The organism is Luteibacter anthropi, from assembly GCF_011759365.1.
Taxonomy (GTDB): domain Bacteria; phylum Pseudomonadota; class Gammaproteobacteria; order Xanthomonadales; family Rhodanobacteraceae; genus Luteibacter; species Luteibacter anthropi.
The window spans coordinates 64,821-89,345 of sequence record NZ_JAARLZ010000002.1; the positions used below are offsets into that span (position 1 = coordinate 64,821).

Below are 24,525 nucleotides of genomic sequence, written 5' to 3' on the forward strand. Positions count from 1 at the left end.
CCACAAAGGAATAGGATCATGCGATTGATTACACGAGAAGAAGCCAATCAGGTAGGCGGCGGTATCACCAAGATACCCGTGACGACCCTTCCGCCGACCGGCGTGACGGGTTACTACACCGCACCGCTGAACCCTGGTGAGATCATCGTGGGAAATTACCACCAGCCGGGTATCGGCGGTTCGATGACCGGTAGAAGTAGCAGCCCGTTTGGTTCTACCAATCCCGAGTCTGCCAAGCTCTATCTGCCTTATCATTCACCGGACGGATTGACTTATAACCCAGATGTCTTTTCGGGACTAACCATCAGTGCAGATATGAGCGGCACAAATCTTGTGGCGTCGGCGTCTTTGAGTTCAAGCATTTCAACTCATGCCTTCAATGTTACCTTGAGCGGGACTCTTGATCCAGCATCGGGCAGTGTAAGCACGGCTATCAATGGTAGCTATACACATAATGGCGTCGAAGCTACGTTTCACTTTGACCAGGCTGTTTTGAAGGGTGCTACGCAGTTTACGTTTGGGCCGCATAACGAGTATTACCTTGGCTTGCTGATCGAGAAGAAGGCAGACAAGGGGTGGGATGGAATGTTGACGCTGGGTGCCAAGTAAGCGGCATCCCAATACAATCAGCAAAGCGCGGGTGGTTGTGCTGCCCGTGCTTTGTTCTCTGTAGGTTGAAGCGGAAAAGATCATGAGGCGACTAGGAATTCTATTGCTGGGAGTATCGTTGTCGTCTGCTGCCACGACATCCGTGCCCCATATGAATCTTCACGACGGAGCCGGGAGTCTCGATGCCATGCGCGCAGGCGACCTGGAAAAAATCGAAACCATTCGAAGGGCCGCGCATGGCCCTGATTTCTATATTTCAGATGTCATTTATTCGCGAATGACAGGTGACCTGGAGGCGTCGGATAGTAAAGCGCGGGAGTGTGTACGCCAAGCTGAGTTGCAGGACGGACCATCAACGGCGTTCATTTGCAAGGCCTTGATGGCGGGTAACAATCTAATGCACGGTAATATCGCCGAATGGGCGACGAAGCTTGCTCAATTAAAGTCATCCAGTGGCGAGTTTATTGAAGGTACGCGCTTGCCTGTGCGTAGCGTTCTAGATGATGTGGATGATTTTTCCAGGTGGACGCATATTCCTGTTGCATCTATCCTGAATTCGCCGAAAAGGCCTTATCGACTCCCGTTCAAGCACGTCTTTTCACCTGGTGGCATGGATGATATATCCGGCGTTTTCCTGGACATTCAGATGAACGGGCATCCCGTTACTCTGAGCTTTGACACCGGTTCATTTTCCACGATTATTTCCACGGCCGATGCTCGCGCGGCAAAGATTCCGCTTCAGCAGGGATGGGTTGTCGTGCAGGGAACCACTGGCGCGAATACCTCTTCATCCTTGGGTATCGCAAAGCAGGTTCATATTGGAGACATTGCTCTCAGCCAATGGCCCGTTGTCAGTCTTCCTGATGCGCGGCTTGGCGCGATAGGTCTGGACGTTATGTCGCATCTCGGACCTATGTTGATTACATATGACGGCGTTCAATTGCTGTCCCGCGACGAGATGGAGGCTATTTCATGTCAAAAGCCTATCGCGTTGTCTTCGTTGCTTACCGGGTGGGTCGGAGGCCTTCGTTTTCCGGTCACTATCGATGGTGCGCCGCACATGGCCCTTTTAGATACGGGATCATCGAGCTACCTGACGAAAATGGGTGGCCAGACGGACGAGATGTCACCGGCCAGACAGAAAGATATCCAGACAGCGAATGGAAGATTTACAACGAACTACTCAGAAAAAAAGGTGTCGCTTATCGCGGGGCCCATTCGTACTTCCGTGACTGCCGAGATACTACCAGTCCCCAAACTCGACTATGAGTACTCGCTGGGCTCAGGTTTTTTGAAGGACGCAAATGTCTTCATTGATTTCTCTTCCCGCAGGGCTTGTATCCTGTCAAAGGATATAACAAAGTCAGATGTCTCGGTGATCCGCCCTGACGCTCCGCAAGGCTGATAAGGCGATGATCCTTAGGTTTTTACTGCTTGGGGTTTCGTTATCGTCTGTGGTGACAACGCCTCGGCATCACGTAACTTTGCGCGACCCTGCCGGTGCCCTGGAGGCGATGCGTTACGGCGACCTGGTAAAAGTGAATGCAATTCGTCAAAACTCACAGGGGGGCGAGCATTATGTAGCCGACGTCATTTATTCGCGTATGGTCTATGATTTGGATGCTTCGGACCAGAAAAGCCAGGAATGCATTCGGCAGGCAGAGTTGCAAAATGGTCCTACAGTGGCTTTTATTTGCAGAGCGCTGGCCGCCGGCAATGATTTATTGCGCGGTAATATCTCGGGCTGGGCGAGCAAGCTCGCGCAGTTGAAATCATCCAGTGGTGAATTCATAGCGGGAACGTCCCTGCCTGTGAGTGATGTTCTGGATGATGTAGAAGACTATGCCAGGTGGTCGCATATATCCGGTACGTCAACGCTAAGTCTGCCGCATGGATCCTATCGCCTTCCTTTCAAGCATGTATTTATGCCCAATCGGACATCTGAAGTCGCGGGTGTCTTTGTAGACGCCAAAGTCAATGGGCGCCCCATCTCACTTTTTTTTGATACGGGGGCCGCCTCGACATATCTGTACGAGCCCGATGCGCGCGCAGCCAAGGTGCTGCTCCAATCGGGCTGGACGCCTGTAACGGGAACCACGGGTGCGGATTCCGCATCTTCCCTTGGCATTGCAAATCAGATTCAGCTAGGTGACATAACTCTACGCCATTGGCCCATCGTCGCCTTAAAAGGCGCACGGCTAGGTGCCATTGGCTTAGATGTCATGTCTCGCTTGGGCCCCATGCTTATCACCCATGATGGTGTGCAATTGCTATCTGCAGATGCATCGGCCATACCATGCGAGCAGCCTATTGTTCTAGCTTCGCCGCTAACCGGGTTTGGTGGAGGGCTTCGTTTTCCCGTAACCATTGACGGTCAACCTGAATTTGCAGCTCTGGATACAGGGGCATCCAACTATCTGATGAAAGTAGGGGCGGCAGAAGGGGAGATGGAATCGAGCAAGAAGAAAGATATCCAGACGGCAAACGGGGTGACCACCGTTACCTATGCTGAGAAACGCGTATCCCTCATCGCAGGCCCCATTCGTTCTGCGGTCACTGCCCAGATATTTGCGGGACATAAGCTCGACTTCATGTACTCGCTCGGCTCAGACTTTCTGAAAGACGCCAATGTCTTCATTGACTTCTCTTCCCACAGGGCCTGCATTCTACCCAAGGAAGGAGGGGCGGCGGATGCCTCGACAAACCACCGTGACGTTTCGCAATCGAAGTGATTCGGGAGGCGTATCAAATCCATAAAACCGCCAACTAGGAAGGGAAGGTATATTAACGTCAGCGGCCAGGTAAGCACGGGTTTCAGATAATGTGCCGGACTCAGGTGGGTCGACTTCATGAGCTCTGCTCTCTAAATAAATGAAGATAGCAATATAATGAAGCGGTTTGGATTTCTCTTGCTCGGCGCCCCACTCATATCACTGGCTGCCGCGCCAGCAGAAAGGATCACGCTGCACGATGGGGCAGGGAGCCTGGATGCGATGGCCTCCGGTGACCTAAAAAAGGCTGAGGACGCGCTTAGATTCAGCCAAGGTGCCAATCACTACATTGCAGATGTCGTTTACTCGCGGATGACATACGACCTGGATGCCTCGGACCGAAAGTCCGAAGAATGCGTCAGGCAGGCTGGATTGCATGATGATCCGTCAACCGTGTTCATCTGCAGGGCGCTGGCGGCCGGCAATGATTTGATGCGAGGTGATATCGCGGGTTGGGCGAACAAGCTCGCTCAATTGAAGGCGTCGAGTGGCAAGTTGGTTCCAGGAACGTCGTTTGCGACACGCAATGTACTTGCCGACGTCGAAGACTATACAAGCTGGGTTCGCACACCCCATTCATCAGTACTGGATCCGTTGAAACGAAGCTACAACCTTCCGCTAAAGCATGCCTTCGGGCCTGCCTCGGCATCTGAACTGCCTGGTGTTTTCGTCAACGTACTGGTGAACGGGCATCCGCTCACCTTGAGTTTTGATACAGGGTCATTCATGTCCATCCTGTCTGAATCCAGCGCCAGTGCTGCCAACATCTCGATTCAATCCGGATGGTTCACGATTCGAAGCACTAACGGCGCAGAGGCATCATCTTCCCTTGGTATTGCCAGGAAGATCAGTATCGGAGGGATAACTCTCAATCAATGGTCTATGGCCGTTCTTCCGGGAGCGCGGTTCGGCGCAGTTGGACTGGACGCGATTTCGCGCCTGGGACCCATGCTTATTACCTATGATGGCGTGCGACTTCTTTCTCGGGAAGCGACGGCAGCGATACCGTGTCAACAGGCCATCATTTTGTCCTCCCTCCTTACTGGCACGGTGGGTGGCCTCCGCTTTCCTATCACGATCGATGGACAGCCGCATATCGCCATGCTGGATACAGGATCGTCTGGTTATTTGACCAGAGTAGGTGGCGAGGCAGATGAGGTGACAGATGCCAGACTAAAAGATATCCAGACAGTGAATGGTAGATTCACGGTGAGCTACGCGGAGAAGAGGGTTTCGTTGATTGCAGGCCCTATCCATACCTCCGTGACTGCCGAGATACGACCGGGCCCCAAGCTCGACTATGAGTACGCGCTGGGCTCCGGTTTTCTTAAAGACGCCAATGTCTTCATCGACTTCTCTTCCCACAGGGCCTGCATCCTGCCGAAAGAAGCGGGTAAGTCAGATGCTTCGGCTACCTCCCCTGATCCCTCGCAATCGAAGTGACTCAGGATGGCCGATAACGAGCGTCAGTTCGCCTTGATGGCGCCCACACTGGAAACAAGCCCGGTCATCGCGTGAACGCGATCCAACGTAGCCTGCGATACCGCGGGCGGCTGCGCATCGTCGCCCTTCTTGCGTGGTGGATCGAGCAGGCTGAGCAGGTCTTCCGTATGGCTGCGCTGCGCCGGCGAGGTGGTTTCGCTGACCATCTGTCCCATGATGTATTTCTTGTCATGGGTGGCCTGGTTTGCCGACTGGGTGACGCTTGCAGCCACCAGGCGTCCCTTGACGTAGGCCATATGGGTGTTGGTGGTGGCCGAGTCGTCGATCTGCCGGTAGATGTAGTTCTGCAGCTCCGGCTTCCCGCCCATCTGCATCGAAGCGCCCGGTGATGGCGCCGTGTGATAGCTCGCCTTCAGGTGTGACGACTGCTGCTGGTCGATGGTGCGGTCGTTTGCGCCGATGCCGCCGAGCCGGGTCTGCTGCGAGAGCTGGTACGAGAACGTATCCAGCTCCTCGGGGTGCATGGGATTGGGCGCGCTGCTGGCCTGGCCGATCGTGGCCGTGAAGTCGGCCAGCCCGGTCAACACGGCATGATCTTTCGCGTTGAGGTTGCGTACGCCATCGCTGGGCGTCGTGGCCGCTGCGGGCGGATACGAGGCATTGAGCTGGCTGAAGGCATCCTTGAACAGGCCCGCCAGCTTCTTGTCGCCCTGGCCACGACTGGTCGCCGCGTCGATCTGGTCGAGGTAGTTCGAGATGGCGGCCTTGCGCTGGTTCTGGTTGCCCCAGAGGGCGGTGTTGCGCATGTCCATGGCAACATCGATCTTGCCGCCGGGGCCATCGACCTTCACGCTGCGTGTGTCGGTGCCCGCATGGAAGTCGATGGTCTGCGCCGCACCGCCCAGGGTGGGCACATTGGCCTTGAAGTCCACGGAAGCGATCCGCGAATCGCCTTCGGTCAGGCCTTGCAGCGATAGCTTCGGCGGCGTGGAGCTCATGCCGTCCAGCATGTCCTGGAAGGCACCGCCAAGCCTGGCGACCGACTGGCGATCTTCCGCGCTCAGGGACTGGCTGCTGCTCATATCGATGGACAGGCCATCCTCGCCTGAGTGCAGCGTGATCTTGACGCTCGCACCACTGGTCAGCTTGACCGACAGCGAGGTATCGCTCGGCGGCGTATCCACGGGTGGTGCGACAAGGCCGGTCTGCGTCGTCGCGGTCGGTGCGGCGGACGTGAGCTTCACGTCCGAGCCGTCCGCACCCAGGCGCGAGAGAAGGGCCTTGCCGAGGCCGGCGAACAGGCCCGACGCCGATGCCGCGCCTGCGTTGCGCTCAAGCATCGCGCCCAGGGCACTGTTCGAATAGCGTTCGGCCGCACTTTGCCCACCCGGCGCATAGGTGTCGTCGGTGGCCGTGGACGCGCCAAGCGTGACCTGCACCGACGGCTGCGCCGCAGCGGCTGCCTTTCGCGAGGAAAGGGCCATGAGGCGATCCTGCCAGCCAGTGCTGGCGGCTGCGTTCGTACCGGTCAGGCTCAGTGGATTCATGCGTCGGTGTCCTTGGGAACGGCTCCTTCGACGTCTTTAGCGGCCGACCTCGCAATTACTTGAGTCCTGTTCACGAAGGAAAAGCCGGTACGCAGGATTGGCCGTTTCCTCGCGACAGGGGTAGCCCAGTCCATCGAGGAACCGGTCCAGTGCCGGGCCGTCTGTCGCGGGCACCTGGATGCCGACCAGCGTGGAACTGTAATCCGCTCCCTGGTTGCGGTAATGGAACAGACTGATATTCCACTCCGGTGCCATGGAACGCAGGAAGGCCATGAGCGCACCGGGTCGCTCGGGGAACTCGAAACGGAACAGGCGCTCGTCGTTGGCGGCCAGCGAACGGCCGCCCACCATGTGCCGGATGTGCTCGCGCGACAGTTCGTCGCCACTGAGGTCCACGGTAGGAAAGCCCGCGCCTTCGAACACGGCCTTCAGCTCTCCGGCCTCACGACGATCCTCGATCTGCAAGCCCACGAACAGGCGCGCACGATCGTCGCTACCCATGCGGTAATTGAACTCGGTGACGCTGCGCTGGCCGATCAGCTGGCAGAAATGCAGGAAACTGCCTCGCTCCTCGGGAATGCTCACGGCAAACAAGGCCTCCCGCGCACCGCCAGCTTCGGCGCGCTCGGCGATGAAGCGGATGCGATCGATATTGAGGTTGGCGCCCGAGGTGATGGCGACAAAGGTGCCTCCCTGCGAAGCAAGCCGCTTCGCATATTGCTTCGCACCGGCCACGGCCAGCGCGCCGGCAGGCTCCATCAACGTACGCGTGTCCTGGTAGATATCGTGGATCGCCATGCAGACCTCATCGGTATCCACCAGCAGCATATCGTCGAGATACGCCTGGCAGAGTCGGAAGGTTTCCTCGCCTACCAGTTTCACGGCGGTGCCGTCGGAGAACAGCCCCACCTCGGAGAGCGTCACGCGGTGCCCCGCATCGATCGAGCGAGCCATGGCACAGGAGTCACGGGTCTGCACACCGATGACCTTCACCTGCGGACGCACCGCCTTTACATAGCTGGCGATACCGGCCGCGAGACTGCCGCCGCCGATGGGCACGAAGATCGCATCGAGATCGCCCTGGTGCTGGCCCAGGATCTCCATGGCTACCGTGCCCTGGCCTGCGATGACGTCGGGATCATCAAAGGCCGGCACATACGTCATGCCCAGCCGGCGTTGCAGCTCCAGGGCATGGGCATGCGCATCGGTATAGGACTCCCCGGCCAGCACCACGTCCACCGTCGGGCCGCCGAAGCGCCGCGTGGCATCCACCTTCACCCGGGGCGCCGTCTGCGGCAGCACGATGGTGGCCCGCACACCCAGCCGGGCAGCCGACCAGGCCACGCCCTGGGCATGATTGCCCGCTGAGGCGGTGATGACACCGCGCTCCAGTGACGCCGCATCGAGCTGGCTGATCCGGTTATAGGCACCCCGCAGCTTGAACGAGGCCACCGGCTGGGTGTCCTCGCGCTTCAGGAAAAGGCGGTGACCGAGCTGGTCCGAGAGGGAGGTGGCCTCCTGCAGGGCGGTTCGCGTGGCGACGTCGTAAACCCGGGCCGTGAGAATCCGGCGCAGATAGTCCTGGAGATCGGGCGAGGGCAGTGCGGGACTGGCGTGACGCAGGGCGGTGGACGGCATGGACACTTCTCTCCGTGAGGTTCTGGGAGGAGGGCCATGAAAAAACCCGCCTCCTGGGGCGGGTTTCGGTCACCTGACGTGCGCGATCAACCCACCATCGTTGGGATGGGGGTAATAATCGAGACGATGCGGGCGGTGATGATGTTCACGGCGCTGATGCTCGTGCCCGGAGCGGCGGTTGTCAAGACTGCCCACGGCACCTATCGTAGCCAATACTGTTAAATGCCGCCGGGGGAGGCGCGCACGGCTAGTATGGTGATGAGCCTCGCAGTTGGACGTACGTCGCAATCCCAGGGAGCAAGTAGCCAATGATGAAGAAAGGAATGCTCCGGGCTCGTTCGCTGAGCCCGCGCCTAATGTCCGTGCTCTATATAGGCGCAGGGCTTATCGTTTTTGGCGGAAAAGCCTGTGCCGCAAGCGTTATATCTCTTGCAGCGGGTGAATGCATGCCTGCTCGCATATCGGATGGCAATTCGACTCCCATGCTTCCGTTGTACCAGCCGCCGGTACTGCCCGAAGGCCTAGACCAGGTGGTTAAAAGCCCTCCCAATTTACCGCAAGATCGTGTGCTTAGCGTATGGGATGCCTGGGATAGCGGCGAGCCTCCTATCGTGCCAATTAATAGCTGGTGGTTAGGGGAGTTCACCGGAGTAACGAGCACCATTGCACTGGGTTCTTATCAGCGAGGCCATACCGATCAATACGGGTATAGCGGTGTACAGGTTGCAGGAACCACGGTGGGTCTCTGGCTAAACTCAATGGACCCGGGCGCTAAGCTTTACTATGATTCGAACGCGCTGGGTATGGGCTGCTGGTATGAGGCATCGCCGCGCCCAAGCCTGTTTCCGTCCATGGCACATCAGCTTGATATTTCGTTCATCACGGGTGTCAAGTACGACGAATCGATAGCCGCGGCAACTGCCCAGGCGTATTTCGAGTTTGTTGCCATCGACGGAACCGGCGGATGCGTGGTGAACGATCAGAAGTGCGGATTGACATTTCAGGTCGGCTACTACAGTCGCAACCGGTCATATTCTCGTATAGAGCTTGCTCACAGCGATATCACGGGCACTACTCCACATCCCATTGTGCAAGCCGCCATAGAATCACCCAACTGGCTGCATCGAGTTCCAGGTGATGGGTCGCTTGATTTTCAATCCGAAGTGTTTTCACCAGGTCTGATACATTTCCGGGTCAGCCCAGAGGAATTTATCAAGGCCATTGAAGCAGTCAGAATGCTCAAGGTGAAATCATCCCAGAATGATGGCGAGTATACCTATCCATATGCGGGTATCTCGATCAATCCCTTGGACTATGAATTCTCGTTAATTGGCGCTGATGGAGAGATTTATGCTCCGCAGGGCAGTCATGGTCAGCTTGGGATGTCAATTTCCAATCTGAGGGTTACGTCTACCATCCCCCACCACGTGTCTGGTGAGATCGCTGGCTTCAATGAACCGCTGCCCGGTGTGGTCTTTCGTGATGGTATGGATATCAAGCTACTCATTAGTAACCTCGATGGTAAACCGAACAGACTGCTGAACCTGGCGTCGGGTTCAGCGGAGGGCGATCCGGTGGGCTACTATGCGGGAAATGCAGCCCGTGTGATTTACCGCGATTCAAGCCACCATCTCAGGGAGATTTTCGAGAGTCAGACTGGCTGGGCTGAGTGGGATATGACAAGCACGCTGGGCCTGCCTGTGCTGGGTGCCGATCCTCGACCATTCGTTGGCGTTGATGGCTCCGCGAACGTGGTTTACCGCGATGAGGCCGGTGACGTGCATCTTCTATCGTTGGATGCCTCTGGGTGGCATGACACGAATGTTTCAGCCGCCAGCCTGCCAAGAGGAAGTGCTGCACTTGGGTCACCCGAGGGGTACATTGCCAACGGCGTGAAACGCATTATTTATAGGGACACAAACGCCGGGATTGTCGAGCTCTATTATTTCAATGGTGCCTGGAATCAATGGCAGATGACGAGTATTACGGGCTCGGCCCCAGCTTTCTCCGACCCCACTGGCTACGTTGATTCGTCTCAGCGTCCACATGTGATCTATAGAGACAGCGCCGGTGATATCCATGAATTTCGCCTGGATTCTGATGGCTGGACTCATACGGATGTGACGGCGGCGACAGGCGCACCTTCCGCACAGGGTAAGGCCTCAGGAATATTGGCAGGCGACGCTCCCAGAGCCATATATCGTGGAGTCGATAACCATCTTCATGAGCTCGTGTGGTGGATGAACTCGTGGTCCCACAACGACCTGAGCCAGACACGTGGCGCCGTTCTTCTGGCTGGCGATCCCCGTGAATTTGTGGGATCAGACGGCGTGGCGCGCATCGATTACATGGGTGTTGACAATCAGGTCCATGAACTTTTCTACGGTAATGGTTGGATCCATCGTGACATGTGAGTCATCGCCTGCGAGGCAGTGACGGTCGCATGACTATTTCTGAGAGTACATAGCTGCCCAAATGAGTGATCCGTTCGCCCTGACCCATGACAACTACTGTCCCAGGATGATTAGTGTCCTTCGGCGCAACTTCGCTCGCTGGATTTCATCGAGGTGGCTCGGTGAGCATCAACCGTAGCGCGACGACCATCGCCAGGCCAACGGCGACGGCCCCGGCCAGATAGACCGATGCAATGCCGCGCACTTCTGCGAGGCCACCTGCCAACGGGCTGGTGATCCCCAGGGCAATGTCGAGAAAGGCGACATAGGCACCCATCGCGAGACTCCGCGTCTGGGGCGGCGCGCGTCGTACGGCTTCAACACCAAAGCCAGGAAAAGCCAGCGAATAACCGAACCCGGTGAATGCCGCGCCCAGGCAGGCGGCGTCGGCGGTATCCGCGCTCCAGACCAGCAACAGGCCAAGGCACTCGATGGCCACGCTCACCAAAGCAACCTTTGCGCCACCGATCTTGTCCGGCAGATGCCCGAAGAAGATGCGTGCCGCAATGAAGGCAAAACCGAACGCCACGAACGCAAGCGATGCATTGCCCCAGGCCTTGGTGGTGAAGAGCAGAGCGATAAATGCGGTGATCAGGCCAAAGCCCGTGCTCGACAACGCCAGTCCCAGGCCCGGACCCATCACCACGCCAAGCACTTTGTAAAAGGGTGTCTTGCGTGTCGCTGAGGGCGCCACGGCACGCAGGCGGGATATCACCGCCATGGCTGGAAACGGAATGAGCACGATGACTGAAGCGATGCCCGTAAAGCCCCAATGATTGTTTACCAGTACACCCAGCGGTGCACCAAGCGCATATGCGGCGAACATGGCGATACCAATCCAAGCCATGCCCTTGCCCGCATTCTGCGGACCAACCAGCGCTATGGACCAGCCGAACGCACCGGTAACGATCAGGCTTTCGCCCAGTGCCAGCATGATGCGTCCAAGCAGGACCAGCCAGGTTGATGCTCCGGCGTTGGCGACGAAAGCGGTGGATAACAGATAGACAAGGCCAGAGCTGCCGGCAAAGAGCAGGCCCGCAACAACGGCGCGCTTGGCGCCGCGCATGTCGGCGAAGTTACCCGCCCAGGATCGCGAAAGCAGGGCAGCGAGGAATTGCGCGCCGATCACTATGCCGACAATCAGCGTACTCATACCGAGTGTTTCGTGGAGGTACACCGGCAGCACCGGCATTTGCAGGCCGATGGCGAGAAAGCTGATGAAGACGGCAAGGGTGATTGGCAGTAGCGTGAGGAATACTTTGCTGCTCGATGGCAGGGATGTCGGCGTGCCAGGGGATGATCCTGTGAGATCTGGATGCTTTGACATAGAGAGAAATAGTTATGGAAAGGCCTGAGCCATGGACTCTCGCGCACCCGGAGCTTGCCCATGAAAGGCAGCGGAAGGCGAAGAGGTATGGAGTATTTGGAATCGGGGCGGTATTGAGTAACCGACCTTAAGCAAATGTCGGATTACGTTGACCGGAATGATAGGGTCAATTGACCGGATCGACTATTCGCATTGGAGATCGCATTTTCCGCGCCTCCCGGATATCGTCAGGATTCGGTAAATAAGGCCTGAAATAGACGAAAGCCGGATGTGGCCGGCTTGTTCCGTGACGTCAAGTTCAGGTTTTTATTCAAGGAAACGCCTGGTAATGACGTCATCCGGAGAGGGTTTCAGGCCAGTGCCTTCAGCACATTCACAGGATCATTCCGGATAGCGCGCAGTAGCGCTCGTGCAGGGCCGGTAGGCTCACGGCGACCTTGTTCCCAGTTGCGGAGCGTTCCCACATCGACGGAAAGCATCTGCGCGAATTTTGGCTGCGACAGACCGGTAGCCTGCCTGATTTCCCTGATACCCGCCGGGTCTACATGAAACTCCCGGGAAGGCTTGCGCTTGCCCCGGACGATCTCGTCCATCTGACTGACGCTTTCCATCAGTTCTGCGAAAAGCTGCTTATCCATGGCTATCTCCAGGTGTCGATCAGATGTTTCAGGGATTTCTTCTGAGATTCAGTCAGATCGCCCATGGCGTTCTTTGGATAGACCAGGAGCATGGCGATATGGGATCTTCTGACGAAGTGGTAGTAAATGACCCTGGCCCCGCTGCGTTTTCCCTGACCACCGCAAGCCAGGCGGATTTTGCGCAGACCGCCCGTATTCTGTATGACGTCGCCGGCCTCCGGATGCTGGGCCAGCCATTGTTGAAAGGCCGCATAGTTGTCGTGGCCCACCAGTTCAGTGATAAGCCGGGTGAAAACTGGCGTCTCGCGCAGTACTTGGCTTTGCGCACAGAAAGTCTCCGACTTTGGCTGGGCCGGTTACATTAGCTTGATCCGGATAGTGGCGTCAGTCGCCAGGCTGAAAAAGGCCGCTGCATAGGAAGGTCAATCGTCACTGCCTAGCTTCTTGCCTCAGGAATCCAGCCGTGCGGCCACACAAAATCCCATTGCCGACGCCGTTGATATCGCCAGACCGCCGCCCGCGCTTTTGAGTATGGCCAGTGCCAGGCTTTCTTTCGGATCAACCCAGACCTGTGTAGTCAGGTCAAGCAAAGCGGCGCTCGCCACCAGGAAGAACCCGAACGACACCGCGCAGAAATCGCGTGCGCTACGGCATGCACGTGTCCGCCCATGCATGCGATCGATGTAAACGAGGATATTGGCGGCCAGTAACGCCATGCCACCGGCGAGGATGAAGTAGGTCGGAAGCACGCTCAGCCACCTCCCAACATGGCGTGCGCATCCCACATCCGCCGCACCTTCGCTTGCTGGATGCACTGGCCCACCATGCGACTCATCACGGAAAGATTGCCGATAAGTCCTATCAGCTGGCGACGGTTCAACAGATCGGTGTCGGCTGCCATTTCTGCCAGCATCTCGACGATGGTCTCGGCGTAGGCGTGGTATTCGCCAGCGTCGTCGATCAGCGTATCGAGGCTGGTTTCCGGATCGAGCACATAGCTGCCTTCGCCGATGCGGCACGGATCGTGTGGTTTATTCATTGCGGTTTCTCCCATGGCGCCCTTCCTGCCGAGCGGGGTACGCCTCTCGACGCACCCCTCGTCACTCGACCGGCGAGGCGCATTGCCCCACGCCTCCCCTCGATGGGGTGGCGGACGTTTTGTTAGCGCGATGAATCGGCGTCAGTCGGCCTCATCCGGGCCACACGGCAACGCGCCGGGTGAAAACGGCAGGGCAAAAGGCATGAGATCGACGGATGCCGAGTGGCTTCAGTCGCGTCCGGTGTGGTACCGGAACGCCCGGGTATCGTCGGGGGGAATGCCGCGTCCAAGCGGTGGACGGGGGAATGCCGTAAACTTCGACATAGCTTCAGCCTTCTTTAGCGAGGTTGAGGTCAGTGGAGAGGGCAAGGGCTGCAACCCGAACCCTCTCTGCGCTTTCACCATGATGGTGAGTAACGGTTGCCGGTGCTTCTTCTTCGCATCCGATCCATCGGCAACTGGCGGAAAACGTATCAGATCGTCTCCGGATTGTCTGTAGTCCTGAGCATGCGTTGCGACATTTGGTTGCGATGTTTCTTGCATCAGCACCGCATCACGCCTGTCAATGGCGAACCCTCTCATTCCCCATGTAGGAGCGCGCCTTGCGCGCGACCCCTGCAACGCGCTCACTTCACTGTACATCACGGCTCTGCACAGGTCGCGCGCGAGGCGCGCTCCTACATGGGGGTTAGCGTTTTTGGGCGTAGACGCCGTCGAGGGCCGGTTCGGCCTTGAAGCCTGATTTTTCCAGGCGCTTTGCCACTTCGCGTGGCACATCGCGGCCGCTGGTGAGTTTGTTGGGGCTGCCGGTGTAGTGGAACAGCCTGCCACCGCGACGCAGTACGCGTGCGATCTGGTCGTAGAACGACTGTGCGTAGAGCTCGCCTGCGATGCCGAAGCGTGGCGGATCGTGCAGCACGGCGTCCACCGATGCATCCGGCAGGGCGCGTATCGCTGCGGAGACGTCCGCATTGCTGAAATCGAGCCGGCCACCACTGGAGGCCGCGTCCGGGTCGGGCGACCAGGGATTGATCGTGCGCAGCCACATCACGTCAGGATTCTTCTCGAACGAGATGATGCGCGCAGCCCCTGCGTCAAGACAGCAGGTCGCGAAGTAACCCATGCCCCCGCAGGTATCGAGCACGACCTTCCCCGACGGCTGCACAAGCGCAACCTTGCGCCGGGCGTCGTCCAGCGGTGACTCCTTCGAAGTGGGCAGCATCTTGATGCCGTCGATTTCGAAGGTGGGCACGCCCCACTCGGTGGGCACGAGCTTGATCAGCGAGCCGGAGAAACGGGCGGCGCGGTCGTAGCCCTCGCCATCCCAGTAGTAGATGGTGCGGTCCTTCAGCCCCTCGGGGTAGGGATAGCTTTTGTCGTGCCAGCGCCAGGCATCCGCTGCGAGCGTGGCCACGCCCGTGCCGCGGCCCAGGTCCAGCGAGCCGGTCCACGTCGTTTCACCGGCATCGCGTGCGGCGAGCAGCGCGGTGGCGGTGTCCGAGGTAAGGAGGGGGCCGGAATAATGGGGCACGGGGAAGGGCTCTTGAGGCGGGTGGACCGCCGATTATCCCTTACTTGGCGCAATGCGGTGCTCACGGCTTGTGCGGGGGCACGCATAGCCATCCGGAAATAACGGGGATACTGAAAAAAAAAATGCCATCAATATATTGCGAACAGACGACTCAGCTTCCGCCGGCTCATTGCCGTTATTTATAGCGAATTTGAAGCGTCAATTTCACCCCGGCCCCGATCAGGCCTGCCGGAAGTACCGAAAGTCGCAATATATTGCCGCTACGTCTTCACGACCGTTTAAGCAATGCCTTCCGATGCTCCGCCTGTCGGTCGCCATGATCGGCCAGGGGCAGGCGGATTGCCTTCGATGGACCGCCTGGACAATACGAGCAGGACCAGGGGACGAGGGATGTCGAACGTCGAAGTGCGTGGCTGGGCAGCGCGGTCTGCGCTTGCCCTGGTGGTGGCGTGCATGAGCGGCCAGCTACTGGCCCAGTCCTCGGCAGTCACGCCTGAGAGTGAATTCCAGAAGCGCATCAAGGTATCGGAAGAAATCCAGCCGGTTGGCGAGCATCCGTTTGGCGAGAGCATCAGTCTCTATAACGGTGCGTTATCGTTCGAAGAGAACGACATCAAGTTGACGGGGCAGGGGCCGGACATCGAGCTGACACGTTCATTTCACTCCGCCGATGCCCCGGCACAGTCGGTCTACTACGACTTTATCGACAATGCGTTCGTCGATTGGTCACTGGAGACGCCGCGCATCGAGACCCTTTCGGCCGCGAGTGGCACCGCCAATGTCGATCCCCCGGCCACGGCGCGATGGTTTTTCATCTCCGACGCGCAGCGTTGCAGCTCTTCCGGGGGCGCCCCGGACGAGTTCGTGAGCTTCAAGGGTACCGTGATTACCTACAAGGCCGATGACTGGTGGCATGGTTACCAGCTCGTCGTTCCCGGTAGCGGAAGCCAGGATCTGCTGACCCGTGACGCTGGCAATGCTCAGGTACCCGCCATGACGGGCTCCGATGGCAATCCCGTGACGTTTCCCCTGGTGACGAAAGCGCGCTGGGCCGTGGGCTGTACACCGGCCACGTCCAATGGACAGCCCGGCGAGGGATTTGTCGCCGTATCGCCGGACGGCACGAAGTACTACATGGACGTGCTGCTCTATAAGAAGACCGACTACATGGCCACGGGCGGCGGCGGCGCGCTGCATCGCCGGCTGGCGACGATGAATGTATCGCGCGTGGTGGATCGTTTCGGCAACTCGCTGACCTACTCGTACGACGGCAACGGCAACCTCACCGAAATCGATGGCAGCGATGGACGGAAAGTGACGCTGGCCTATGAAACATGGCAGAACCCGGCCAAGGATCCGTTCGGCAACTACTACGACCCGGTGGCTTATCGCGTCCACAGCATCATCGTGCAACCCTCCAGCGCGGCACCGCGTACCTGGACCTATAGCTACGACACGAATCCCGTGATTCCGAGACTGAATCGCGTCCAGTTGCCCGATGGCAGCGCCTGGACGTTCAACCTCGGTGGCTTCGCGCCGTTGCCCGCCGACGGGGCGCTTATCGTCAACCAGGGCTGCACCTATCAGCTGCGTCCCCAGGATGCGGTGACGTCGACCGGTTCGATCACGCACCCGGCAGGCGTCACAGGTACGTTTACCTTGCAGACCACGATTCGCGGCCGTTCCTACGTGCCTGCCGTATGCCTGCGAGTGAACGGCGCCGACGAGAATCGTTTTCAAGCCGTGTACAAGCAGAATTCGCTGATCCAGCGGACGCTGAGCGGTGCGGGCATCGGTACGCAGAGCTGGACCTACAGCTATTCGTCGCCCAATGACAGCTGGTCGACCTGCACCACGGGTTGCCCCACGACGGTCACCACGGAAATGGTCGACCCGTCCAATCGAACCACCCGTTATACCTTCAGCAATCGCTTCGATGCATCGGAAAGCCTGCTGCTGCAAAGCGATTACTTCTCGGCCGGCGATACGTCCGCCATCGTGCGCTCGGAAGCATCGGCGTATGCATTGCCGGCGGCGGATGGTTCATCGCCCTGGCCCTGGCCGGCGATGCTGGGCCGCTCGCAGATACTGGCCGTCAATGCCGACCAGATGGGCAGGTTGACCCCTGTAACGACGCGGACGACAGTACAGGATGGCGACACCTATACCTGGGCCGCTCAGTCGTTCGATGCCTTTGCCAATCCGGCGCAGGTGACACGGTCGAACAATGTCGCCGGCCAGACTGCTATTGTCGAGTCCACCAGTTACCTCAACGATGCGGCGCTCTGGGTGCTTGGATTGCCCGTGCAGGTGACCAATGTTTCCACGGGTGAAACGGAGTCGGTTAACGGTTATACCGCGCAGGACCAGCTTCAGAGCCGCGCCCGTTTCGGCCAAACCCTCATGACCTATACCTATGACGGGGCGGGACAGCTGGCCAGCTATACCGACGGCAACGGGCATGCCACGTCTCTTGCGGGATATCAGCGGGGCCTGCCGACGACGGTGACCTATCCGGACCAGACGACCGAGCATATCGGCGTCGATGATTTCGGCCAGGTGGCTTCGGTAACGGACCAGGCTGGCAATACGACGAGCTTTGCGTATGACGCGGTAGGTCGTCTCGCGCAGATATCCTACCCGGGCGGCGATTCGGTGGCGTGGGCACCGCGGGTTTTTTCGTATGCCTTCGTCGCTGCCGCCGAGCGCGGCATCGATGCCAATCACTGGCGCCGCACGGTAACGCAGGGAAGCCGGACAGACACGACTTACTTCGACGCCCTGTTGAGGCCCATGCTGACCGGGCGCTATCGCAGCGGCGACGGCGCCTTGCAGACCACGACGGTGACGACGCACGACTGGCATGGCAATACCGTGTTCCAGTCCTATGCCGTGGATGGCGCGCCGAACTACGGCGACGTCACCGGCGGCATCACGACGAACTACGATGCCCTGTCGCGTGCCATACAGACCATCCAGCCGTCGGAAACCGGCGCCGCGCTGACGACCACCACCTCCTATCTGTCCGGCGCCCGCAAGCAGGTGACCGACCCCAGGGGCAACACGACCACCACGTCCTATCAGGTATTCGACGAGCCGACGCTGGATCATCCGGTACTGGTGCAGGCGCCTGAAGGCGTCGTCCAGTCGATCGCACGCGACCTGTATGGCAATCCGACGCAGATAGCCCAGGGCGGCGTCACGAAGACCCTGGTGTATGACGCCTTCCACCGCCTGTGCCGCTCTACCGAGCCGGAGACGGCCAGCACGGTCACGGCCTACGACGCCGCCAACAACGTGATCTGGAGCGCGAAGGGCCTGTCCCTCGGTGGAACAGGGTGCGCGTCGGACCAGGTGCCGGCCGCGGCGCAGGTATCACGCAGTTACGATGCGCTCAACCGAGTGACGCAGGTCACGTATCCGGGGACCACGCCAGCCAGCAGCTTCACGTATACCCCGACCGGCAAGCTCCTGACCGAATCGACGGACGGGATCGTCTGGACCTTCGTGTACAACAAGCGCGACCTGCCCACGGGGCAGAGCCTCTCCGTGGACGGGCACATCTGGCCGGTAGGCTTTGGTTACGACACCAATGGTGCTTTGGGTGCGGTGAGCTATCCGGACGGCAAAGCCCTGGTGTTGTCACCCGATGCCCTGGGGCGCCCGACCCAGGCAGGAGCCTATGCCACCGGTGCCACGTACTTCCCGGACGATCAGCTGCAGCATGCCACGCTGGGCAACGGGGTCGATTACCTGGGGCAGCGCAATGCGCGGAACCTGCTTTCCAACGTCTCGTACGCCCATGCCGGCGCGCTACAGCTGAGCGAAGACTTCATCTACGACAACAACGGCAACATTACCGCGATCAATGACCTGACCAGTGGTGCAACGCGCTCGAAGTCGTTCCAGTATGACGGGCTCGACCGGTTGCGCTCGTCATCATCGGCGTTATGGGGAACGGAAACCTACGGGTACGACACGCTCAACAATATTGTGAGCATGGCCACCGGCGGCACCACCAACACATACAACTACGATGCGAGCAATCTTTTGCGCAGCATTTCTGGCGGAAGCCTCGCACGCAGTTTCAACTACGATGCACGAGGCAATGTCGTCCAGAACGGCAGTGCGCAGTACACGTTCGACCAGGCTGACAGGCTGGTGGCTGTCGTGGGTGCCGACACCTACCGGTACGATGCCGAAGGTCGCCGGGTGAAGGCGGTGACCACGGCAGGAGCCACTACCTATTCGCTTTACAGCCACGATGGTCAGCTCCTGTGGCAGTTCGATCCGGCGACCAACAGCGGTACGGATTACATCTACCTGGGCAAGAAGCTGGTGGCGCGTACGAACAACGTGCTCGTTCCCAGCGCCGCTCCAGTGCTCACTGCCCCCGCTTCGGCACAGGCCAGCAGTGCCTATATCGTATCGTGGACATCCACCGCCGCCACGACGGGTTACGAACTCCAGGAGCAGCCCGATGGAGGCGCCTGGAGCGATATAGCAAATACGGCACAGCTTTCCCAGTCGATCACGCACCCGGCAGCAGGAACGTTTCATTACCAGGTGCGTTCGTGCAATGCAGGGGGATGCGGACCCTGGAGCGGCATCGCCACGACCGTGGTGTCGCCTCCGCCCTCGGCACCGAACCCGCCTGCGGCCGTCACGACGACGCTGGCCGGCGATCTCTCATCCATTGGCATCACATGGTCGGCCTCGGCGACCGCCACGTCGTACGGCTTGCAGCAATCCGTGAACGGCGGGGCATGGACCGACCTTTACTCGGGTAGTGGCACGTCGTCGAGCGTGGCCAACCCGGGCGACGGCACGTATGCCTATCAGGCGCATGCCTGCAATGCGAACGGATGCAGCGCCTGGGTGGCGGGCAATACCGTCAGGGTCGCGCACATCCCTCCGGCACCTGCCTCGATCAGCGTACCCGGCAGCAGTACGGGAGTGGTCGGCGTCAGCTGGTCCGCTACGGCGTATGCCACCAGCTACAGCCTCGAACAAAGCGTCAATGGCGGCGGCTGGGGTGCGATCTACAACGGCGGCGCCACGTCGTTCAGTCTTCAGGCCGGCGCCTCGGGGAGCTATAGCTACCGGGTGAAGGCCTGCAATGCCAATGGCTGTGGCGGCTACGCCACCAGCGGGGCCGTAGCCGTGACGCTGCCGCCTTCGGGTGCGCCGTCCATCAGCGCGCCAGGCAGCAGCAACAATGGCGCCTGGACCGTCAGCTGGACCGGCGTGGCCGGTGCCACCAGCTACCTGTTGAGTGAAAGCGTCAACGGTGGCGGCTGGACGGTGGTGCAGTCCAACGGCTCGGGAAGCTGGAGCACGAGTGGCCGGGGCGATGGCAGCTACACCTATGTGGTTGCTGCCTGCAACGTGGCCGGCTGCGGCCCTAACAGCAGTGCGGTGACCGTGAGCGCCGCGAGTATTCCTCCGGTACCGGCCAATCCTCGTTATACGAAGACCTATCCCAACCGCAAATTCGAGAATCTGATCTTCCTGTGGGATGCCTCGCCGGGGGCCTCCCGATACGAGGTCCGCGGTCTGGACACGCCCGACACGTGGACGATTCTTCCGCCGACCACGTCAGTCAATGTTTTGCTTTCTCCGTTTGGTGAGACGCCGCCTTATCGCTACCAGGTACGGGCTTGCAACGCTGTTGGCTGCTCGGCATGGATATGAGGGGAGGTATCGTTATGAAGCATCGTACGCTTGTGCGTGACCTGTTCCGATTCGTCGTGATGGTGTTGGCCCTCGGATGGGGCCTTGCCGCATCGGCAGCGGGCGCCGAAACGGTTACCTATTACTACACCAGCCCACAAGGCACGGTGCTTGCGACGGCGGATGCGGCAGGCAATCTGCTGACGACGACGGACTATCGGCCCTATGGTGCGCAGGCGCTGGGAAGTCCGGCGCCTGGGCCGGGCTATACCGGGCATGTCGGCGACCCGGATTCGGGGCTGGTGTACATGCAGGCGCGGTACTACGAGCCTGCCGTGGGACGCTTCTTGAGTACGGATCCCGCAGGCGCAGGCCCAGGAGACATTCTGGCGTTCAATTCCTTCGCCTACGCGCACAACAACCCTGTCGGTAACGTCGATCCGGACGGTCGCCAGACGGTGCCAGGATCGATCAACTGGCAAGCGCCCGGGATGATGGAAGCGTGGAAGACCACCGGTCGGAACGTCACGCTGCCGGTGCTACTGGACACGGTCGTGCCCGGGGGCGGTCTGATCAACTGCGCCTCGCAGGGGTGCAGCGGGGGTGAATGGGCCATGGCGGCCCTACCCATGGTGGGCGAGGTGCGCGGGGCGGGTCGCGTCGCTATCGCCGGGGAACGCATGGCGCAGGCAGCTGCGAAGGGGGCTCGGGGAGAAGCCGCCGTCAAAGAGACTTACAATATCGGCGAACGCCTCCGGTTCGAGATTAACGGTTCAAGGCGCATATCTGACGGCTTTAGGCAAGATGTCTCTATTAGCGAGATTAAAAATGTCAGTCTCCAAGGACTGACGTCGCAAATCAAGGATTACATGCAATTTGCGCAGAAGAGCGATTTACGATTCGATCTGTATACGAACGAAAGCACAAAGCTATCCGCGCCGCTGCAGCAGGCTGTCGATGCGGGAGCAATTAACCATATACGCGTCCCCATGCAATGATCACGAGGTTGCTATGTTGACACCTGAAGGGCGGGCCCGGCGTGAAGCCCAGGATGAGCGGATCAAAAAGCGTATAGAAGGCTTTAGAGTGGAGCAGCGCGAATTGCTCGATGAACTCGCGGCTGCAGGCGTGTCGCTAGAGATAGTGAACGACTTGCCTAATTGGCCTTCGTCGGACTACGTCCACACCTTACCCATCCTGGCACGGCACCTTCATCGTCCCTATTCGCAGGGGACGCTCGCATCGCTGGCCCGAAGTATGGGGATGAAAGAAGCCGCGCCGTACTGGGACGAGTTGGTGACGCTTTACCGTCAGCAACCGGAGAAGAGTGATCCCGATGTGAGCGATTTTGGTATGGGCTTGGCGGTTGCCATCTCCGCCAGCGTGCCACCTAGCCGTCTCGACGAGTTGGTCGAGTTAATCAAGACTCCTGGGCTACCCAACCGCGTGCTGCTTCTTGGGCCCATCCAGCGACGACGGTCGCGTAACCGCAAGTATGCCGAGTTGATCGAAGAACTCCGGCACGATCCGGTGTTTTCCCGGGAAATACAGCGCTGGAAAGGTATGAGGCGCAAATCGCATTGAGTGCGTCGACGAGTCTGGAAAAGAGCACATGGACTCACAGAGCATGAATGGGGACGCGGGAACGATGAGCCATATACGGATCCCCATGTAATGATCGAAAAGTTGCTATGTTGACACCTGGAGGGCGGGCCCGTCGCGAGGCGCAGGATGAGCGGATCAAAAAGCGCGTTGAAGGCTTCAAAATCGAGCAGTGCGAACTACTAGATGAGCTGAAGGCGGGGGCGTGGATGTCGAGTACGTCAACGGGGTGCCCATGCGGCCTGCGTCGGCGTATGCCCACACACTGCCTATTCTGGCGAGGCATATTCATCTGCGGTCACGGAAACCACGGAAGGAACTCGCGTAGTCTCATCGAGCGAAGGAGTTTTACGCCCTGCGGCGTGAGCCGTACTCGTGGACGGCGAAACTGCCGTTAGGGGGCAGTTGGAACTCATGCCGAAATCAACGGTATATAAGGGGCGCGCGATTTAGGACTGACTCGACAGCCCCAGGAATTTGAGTAACCGCCTGGTTTCGAGTACGACATACCCATCCGGGAAACCCACCCAGGGAAAGCAGTGCCGTCCTACGGGCAAGCCCCACGGAAACATTCCTCGCCCTAATGTAAATGAATGGGAACCAAATATTGCGCCAGATGGAAAAGGGCATGGCGGAGCGGGCAAGGTCAGGCCACCCCGGGCCGATGAAATTCCATCTTGCCCACCGCAGGCGCCGCCGCCACAAAAAACTGAAGAGGGCTGAGCGTGGAGATTTTCCGACTGGTCTATTGGATGAAATACGTTGTTCCGACATTGCAGAATGTGGACGGATATATCTTCTTTGACAAAGATGACATCGGATCCGAAAGAATAAGGGCAGAAGCTCTGCAAGGATATGCTTCTCTGCGGGAGGCGCAGTCTTGGATGAACATCATTCTGCTTGATGAGTTCATTTCCGAGGTGGCTGGCGATGACTGGGACGTCGATGAACCCCTGATCAATCAGTTGCTATCGATCTTCCAGGAGACTTGGTCATTTCAGATAAAAGCCAGATTCCCAGGGGTAGACTTCAGCATTGAGAAGGTCGTTGATAACGAGTACGGGGATATTGGCTTACGTATTGCCCAGCCAGCCCCTCCACTGCCAATGGAATGAATGGTCGAAGATTCTTATCCAAGCTCCGTATGAGTCATGAACAATCAATATCAACTGGTATTGCAATGGAGAGCGGAAGCGCAGCCTCCTCGTGATAATTTAATCGACTTAGAGGACGCGCTAATCTTCGGTCGCGCGCGAGGCGCGCTCCTACAAGGGGTGGGGTGTTGGGTGTATGGACCATCGCCAGCTGGCGATCACGCCGCTGACCAGCACGACGCTTTCCAGGGTGAACTGGAACAGGCTCATGAAGGCGGAAGGCCACGGCAGCGGCTCGAAGAAGCTCCATAGCAGCGGACTGACGATTCGCCCAATGAGAAAGGCGTAGATGACGACGAGGGCGACAAGCGCTTTCCTGGGTGCTGCGGTCACGCCCATCAGCCAGCAAAGCAGCACCGTGCCGATCACGGGCTCAAGGTAGGTGATGAATGCCCATGTCAGTACATGCGCCCCATAAGGCTGCCGATAGACTTCTTCATGGCTGGGAAGGCCGAGCGCCTGGATCCATGCCTCAAAAGGGGCTGTCACCAGCGGCTGCCATGCGAACTGGGCTATGGCAGCGATTGCCACCACACCAATGATCAGTGCCGGCGGATGCCGGAGCAGCTTCACGGCAAGGCCGGTCAGCCCGCACATCGCAAGGCTTGTGGCTATCTTCGGCAGGGCGAGCATCAGGTAGATAGCATAGGTCTCCGTGACCACGCCCGACATGATGGCGCTGCGCAGGGTTTCCTTGACCAGCACATAGACAAGGCCAGTGAGCAGCCAGCTGGCCAGCCACGAACGCTGCGGTGATCGGCGCCGGATGACCATCCAGATGGCGGCCATGGCACCCCATACACCGCACTGATTGATGAACATGGCCCACGATGGAACGAGATGTACATCGGGGTAATGAACGCCGAGTACTTGTTGCAGTACCACGTGTGTCCCCAGGCCCAGTGCACCCGCCACAAGCACCCCGATGGCCAGCCTGGCTGGACTTGCCGCGATCTTCGACATGTTCATTTCCATATCTCCGTTGTACTCATCGGTTTCCCGTACGCGGCACGCCTCATCGTACGAGGCGAAGCTTGCAAAGCACGGGAATCTCCGACACTGTGGGCCCAACAAGACTCTAGCGGAGAAAGTTTACTGTT

Annotated in this window: 19 protein-coding genes; 10 read left to right on the plus strand and 9 right to left on the minus strand. The window is 59.0% G+C overall.

Features of this window, described 5'->3' with window-relative positions; genetic code table 11:
• The first annotated feature begins 18 nt into the window (after positions 1 to 18).
• The 4 genes from HBF25_RS03130 (at position 19) to HBF25_RS03145 (ending at position 4,823) form a co-directional block, all read left to right on the plus strand.
• Complete coding sequence (locus tag HBF25_RS03130; RefSeq protein WP_166946495.1) at positions 19 to 609, plus strand: hypothetical protein; 591 nt, start codon at positions 19 to 21, stop codon at positions 607 to 609.
• A gap of 151 nt (positions 610 to 760) precedes the next feature.
• Positions 761 to 2,014 (plus strand): aspartyl protease family protein, encoded by a 1,254-nt coding sequence (locus HBF25_RS03135; RefSeq protein ID WP_166946496.1) that lies wholly within the window; start codon positions 761 to 763, stop codon positions 2,012 to 2,014.
• A 109-nt stretch (positions 2,015 to 2,123) separates the two neighbouring features.
• The gene (locus HBF25_RS03140; RefSeq protein ID WP_166946497.1) at positions 2,124 to 3,341 is read left to right on the plus strand and encodes a retroviral-like aspartic protease family protein; all 1,218 of its coding nucleotides are present in this window, start codon (positions 2,124 to 2,126) and stop codon (positions 3,339 to 3,341) included.
• A gap of 156 nt (positions 3,342 to 3,497) precedes the next feature.
• A complete protein-coding gene (locus HBF25_RS03145) occupies positions 3,498 to 4,823 on the plus strand; it encodes a retropepsin-like aspartic protease (protein WP_166946498.1) in 1,326 nt (441 codons plus the stop codon).
• Positions 4,824 to 4,846: 23 nt separating this feature from the next.
• Here the strand turns inward: HBF25_RS03145 and HBF25_RS03150 are convergent, their stop codons facing one another.
• Both HBF25_RS03150 and ilvA read right to left on the minus strand, forming a co-directional pair.
• Positions 4,847 to 6,370: a hypothetical protein gene (locus HBF25_RS03150; protein ID WP_166946499.1), complete on the minus strand. Its 1,524-nt coding sequence runs from the start codon at positions 6,368 to 6,370 to the stop codon at positions 4,847 to 4,849.
• 36 nt (positions 6,371 to 6,406) lie between these two features.
• Positions 6,407 to 8,008, minus strand: coding sequence for a threonine ammonia-lyase, biosynthetic (gene ilvA / locus HBF25_RS03155; protein ID WP_166946500.1), 1,602 nt, complete (start codon positions 8,006 to 8,008; stop codon positions 6,407 to 6,409).
• 36 nt (positions 8,009 to 8,044) lie between these two features.
• Here ilvA and HBF25_RS03160 point away from each other — a divergent pair, with 36 nt between their 5' ends.
• Both HBF25_RS03160 and HBF25_RS03165 read left to right on the plus strand, forming a co-directional pair.
• Positions 8,045 to 8,230: a hypothetical protein gene (locus HBF25_RS03160; RefSeq protein WP_166946501.1), complete on the plus strand. Its 186-nt coding sequence runs from the start codon at positions 8,045 to 8,047 to the stop codon at positions 8,228 to 8,230.
• Positions 8,231 to 8,316: 86 nt separating this feature from the next.
• Positions 8,317 to 10,422, plus strand: a complete 2,106-nt coding sequence (locus tag HBF25_RS03165) for a hypothetical protein (protein WP_166946502.1) — start codon at positions 8,317 to 8,319, stop codon at positions 10,420 to 10,422.
• A gap of 145 nt (positions 10,423 to 10,567) precedes the next feature.
• Here HBF25_RS03165 and HBF25_RS03170 read toward each other — a convergent pair whose 3' ends face one another.
• From HBF25_RS03170 to HBF25_RS03195, 6 genes are all read right to left on the minus strand, one after another.
• The gene (locus HBF25_RS03170) at positions 10,568 to 11,788 is read right to left on the minus strand and encodes an arabinose transporter (protein ID WP_166946503.1); all 1,221 of its coding nucleotides are present in this window, start codon (positions 11,786 to 11,788) and stop codon (positions 10,568 to 10,570) included.
• A gap of 350 nt (positions 11,789 to 12,138) precedes the next feature.
• On the minus strand, positions 12,139 to 12,426 hold the full coding sequence (locus HBF25_RS03175; RefSeq protein ID WP_166946504.1) for a helix-turn-helix domain-containing protein: 288 nt from the start codon (positions 12,424 to 12,426) through the stop codon (positions 12,139 to 12,141).
• A 2-nt stretch (positions 12,427 to 12,428) separates the two neighbouring features.
• Positions 12,429 to 12,695 carry a hypothetical protein gene (locus tag HBF25_RS03180; RefSeq protein WP_341778025.1) on the minus strand — a complete coding sequence of 89 codons (267 nt, stop codon included), beginning with the start codon at positions 12,693 to 12,695 and terminating at the stop codon, positions 12,429 to 12,431.
• A 180-nt stretch (positions 12,696 to 12,875) separates the two neighbouring features.
• A complete protein-coding gene (locus HBF25_RS03185) occupies positions 12,876 to 13,175 on the minus strand; it encodes a hypothetical protein (protein WP_166946505.1) in 300 nt (99 codons plus the stop codon).
• Positions 13,176 to 13,177: 2 nt separating this feature from the next.
• Entirely contained in the window at positions 13,178 to 13,465 is a 288-nt protein-coding gene (locus HBF25_RS03190; RefSeq protein ID WP_166946506.1) for a hypothetical protein, read from the minus strand.
• A 688-nt stretch (positions 13,466 to 14,153) separates the two neighbouring features.
• Positions 14,154 to 14,996: an SAM-dependent methyltransferase gene (locus HBF25_RS03195; RefSeq protein WP_166946507.1), complete on the minus strand. Its 843-nt coding sequence runs from the start codon at positions 14,994 to 14,996 to the stop codon at positions 14,154 to 14,156.
• Between the two features lie 390 nt (positions 14,997 to 15,386).
• On the opposite strand from HBF25_RS03195, the gene HBF25_RS03200 reads away from it, so the two are divergent.
• From HBF25_RS03200 to HBF25_RS03220, 4 genes are all read left to right on the plus strand, one after another.
• On the plus strand, positions 15,387 to 20,690 hold the full coding sequence (locus tag HBF25_RS03200; protein WP_166946508.1) for an RHS repeat protein: 5,304 nt from the start codon (positions 15,387 to 15,389) through the stop codon (positions 20,688 to 20,690).
• A gap of 14 nt (positions 20,691 to 20,704) precedes the next feature.
• Positions 20,705 to 21,667 (plus strand): RHS repeat-associated core domain-containing protein, encoded by a 963-nt coding sequence (locus HBF25_RS03205; RefSeq protein WP_166946509.1) that lies wholly within the window; start codon positions 20,705 to 20,707, stop codon positions 21,665 to 21,667.
• A 13-nt stretch (positions 21,668 to 21,680) separates the two neighbouring features.
• Positions 21,681 to 22,253, plus strand: coding sequence for a hypothetical protein (locus HBF25_RS03210; RefSeq protein ID WP_166946510.1), 573 nt, complete (start codon positions 21,681 to 21,683; stop codon positions 22,251 to 22,253).
• A 770-nt stretch (positions 22,254 to 23,023) separates the two neighbouring features.
• Positions 23,024 to 23,386 (plus strand): hypothetical protein, encoded by a 363-nt coding sequence (locus tag HBF25_RS03220; RefSeq protein WP_166946512.1) that lies wholly within the window; start codon positions 23,024 to 23,026, stop codon positions 23,384 to 23,386.
• 150 nt (positions 23,387 to 23,536) lie between these two features.
• On the opposite strand, the gene HBF25_RS03225 is transcribed toward HBF25_RS03220, so the two are convergent.
• A complete protein-coding gene (locus HBF25_RS03225; RefSeq protein ID WP_166946513.1) occupies positions 23,537 to 24,388 on the minus strand; it encodes a hypothetical protein in 852 nt (283 codons plus the stop codon).
• Positions 24,389 to 24,525: the final 137 nt, after the last annotated feature.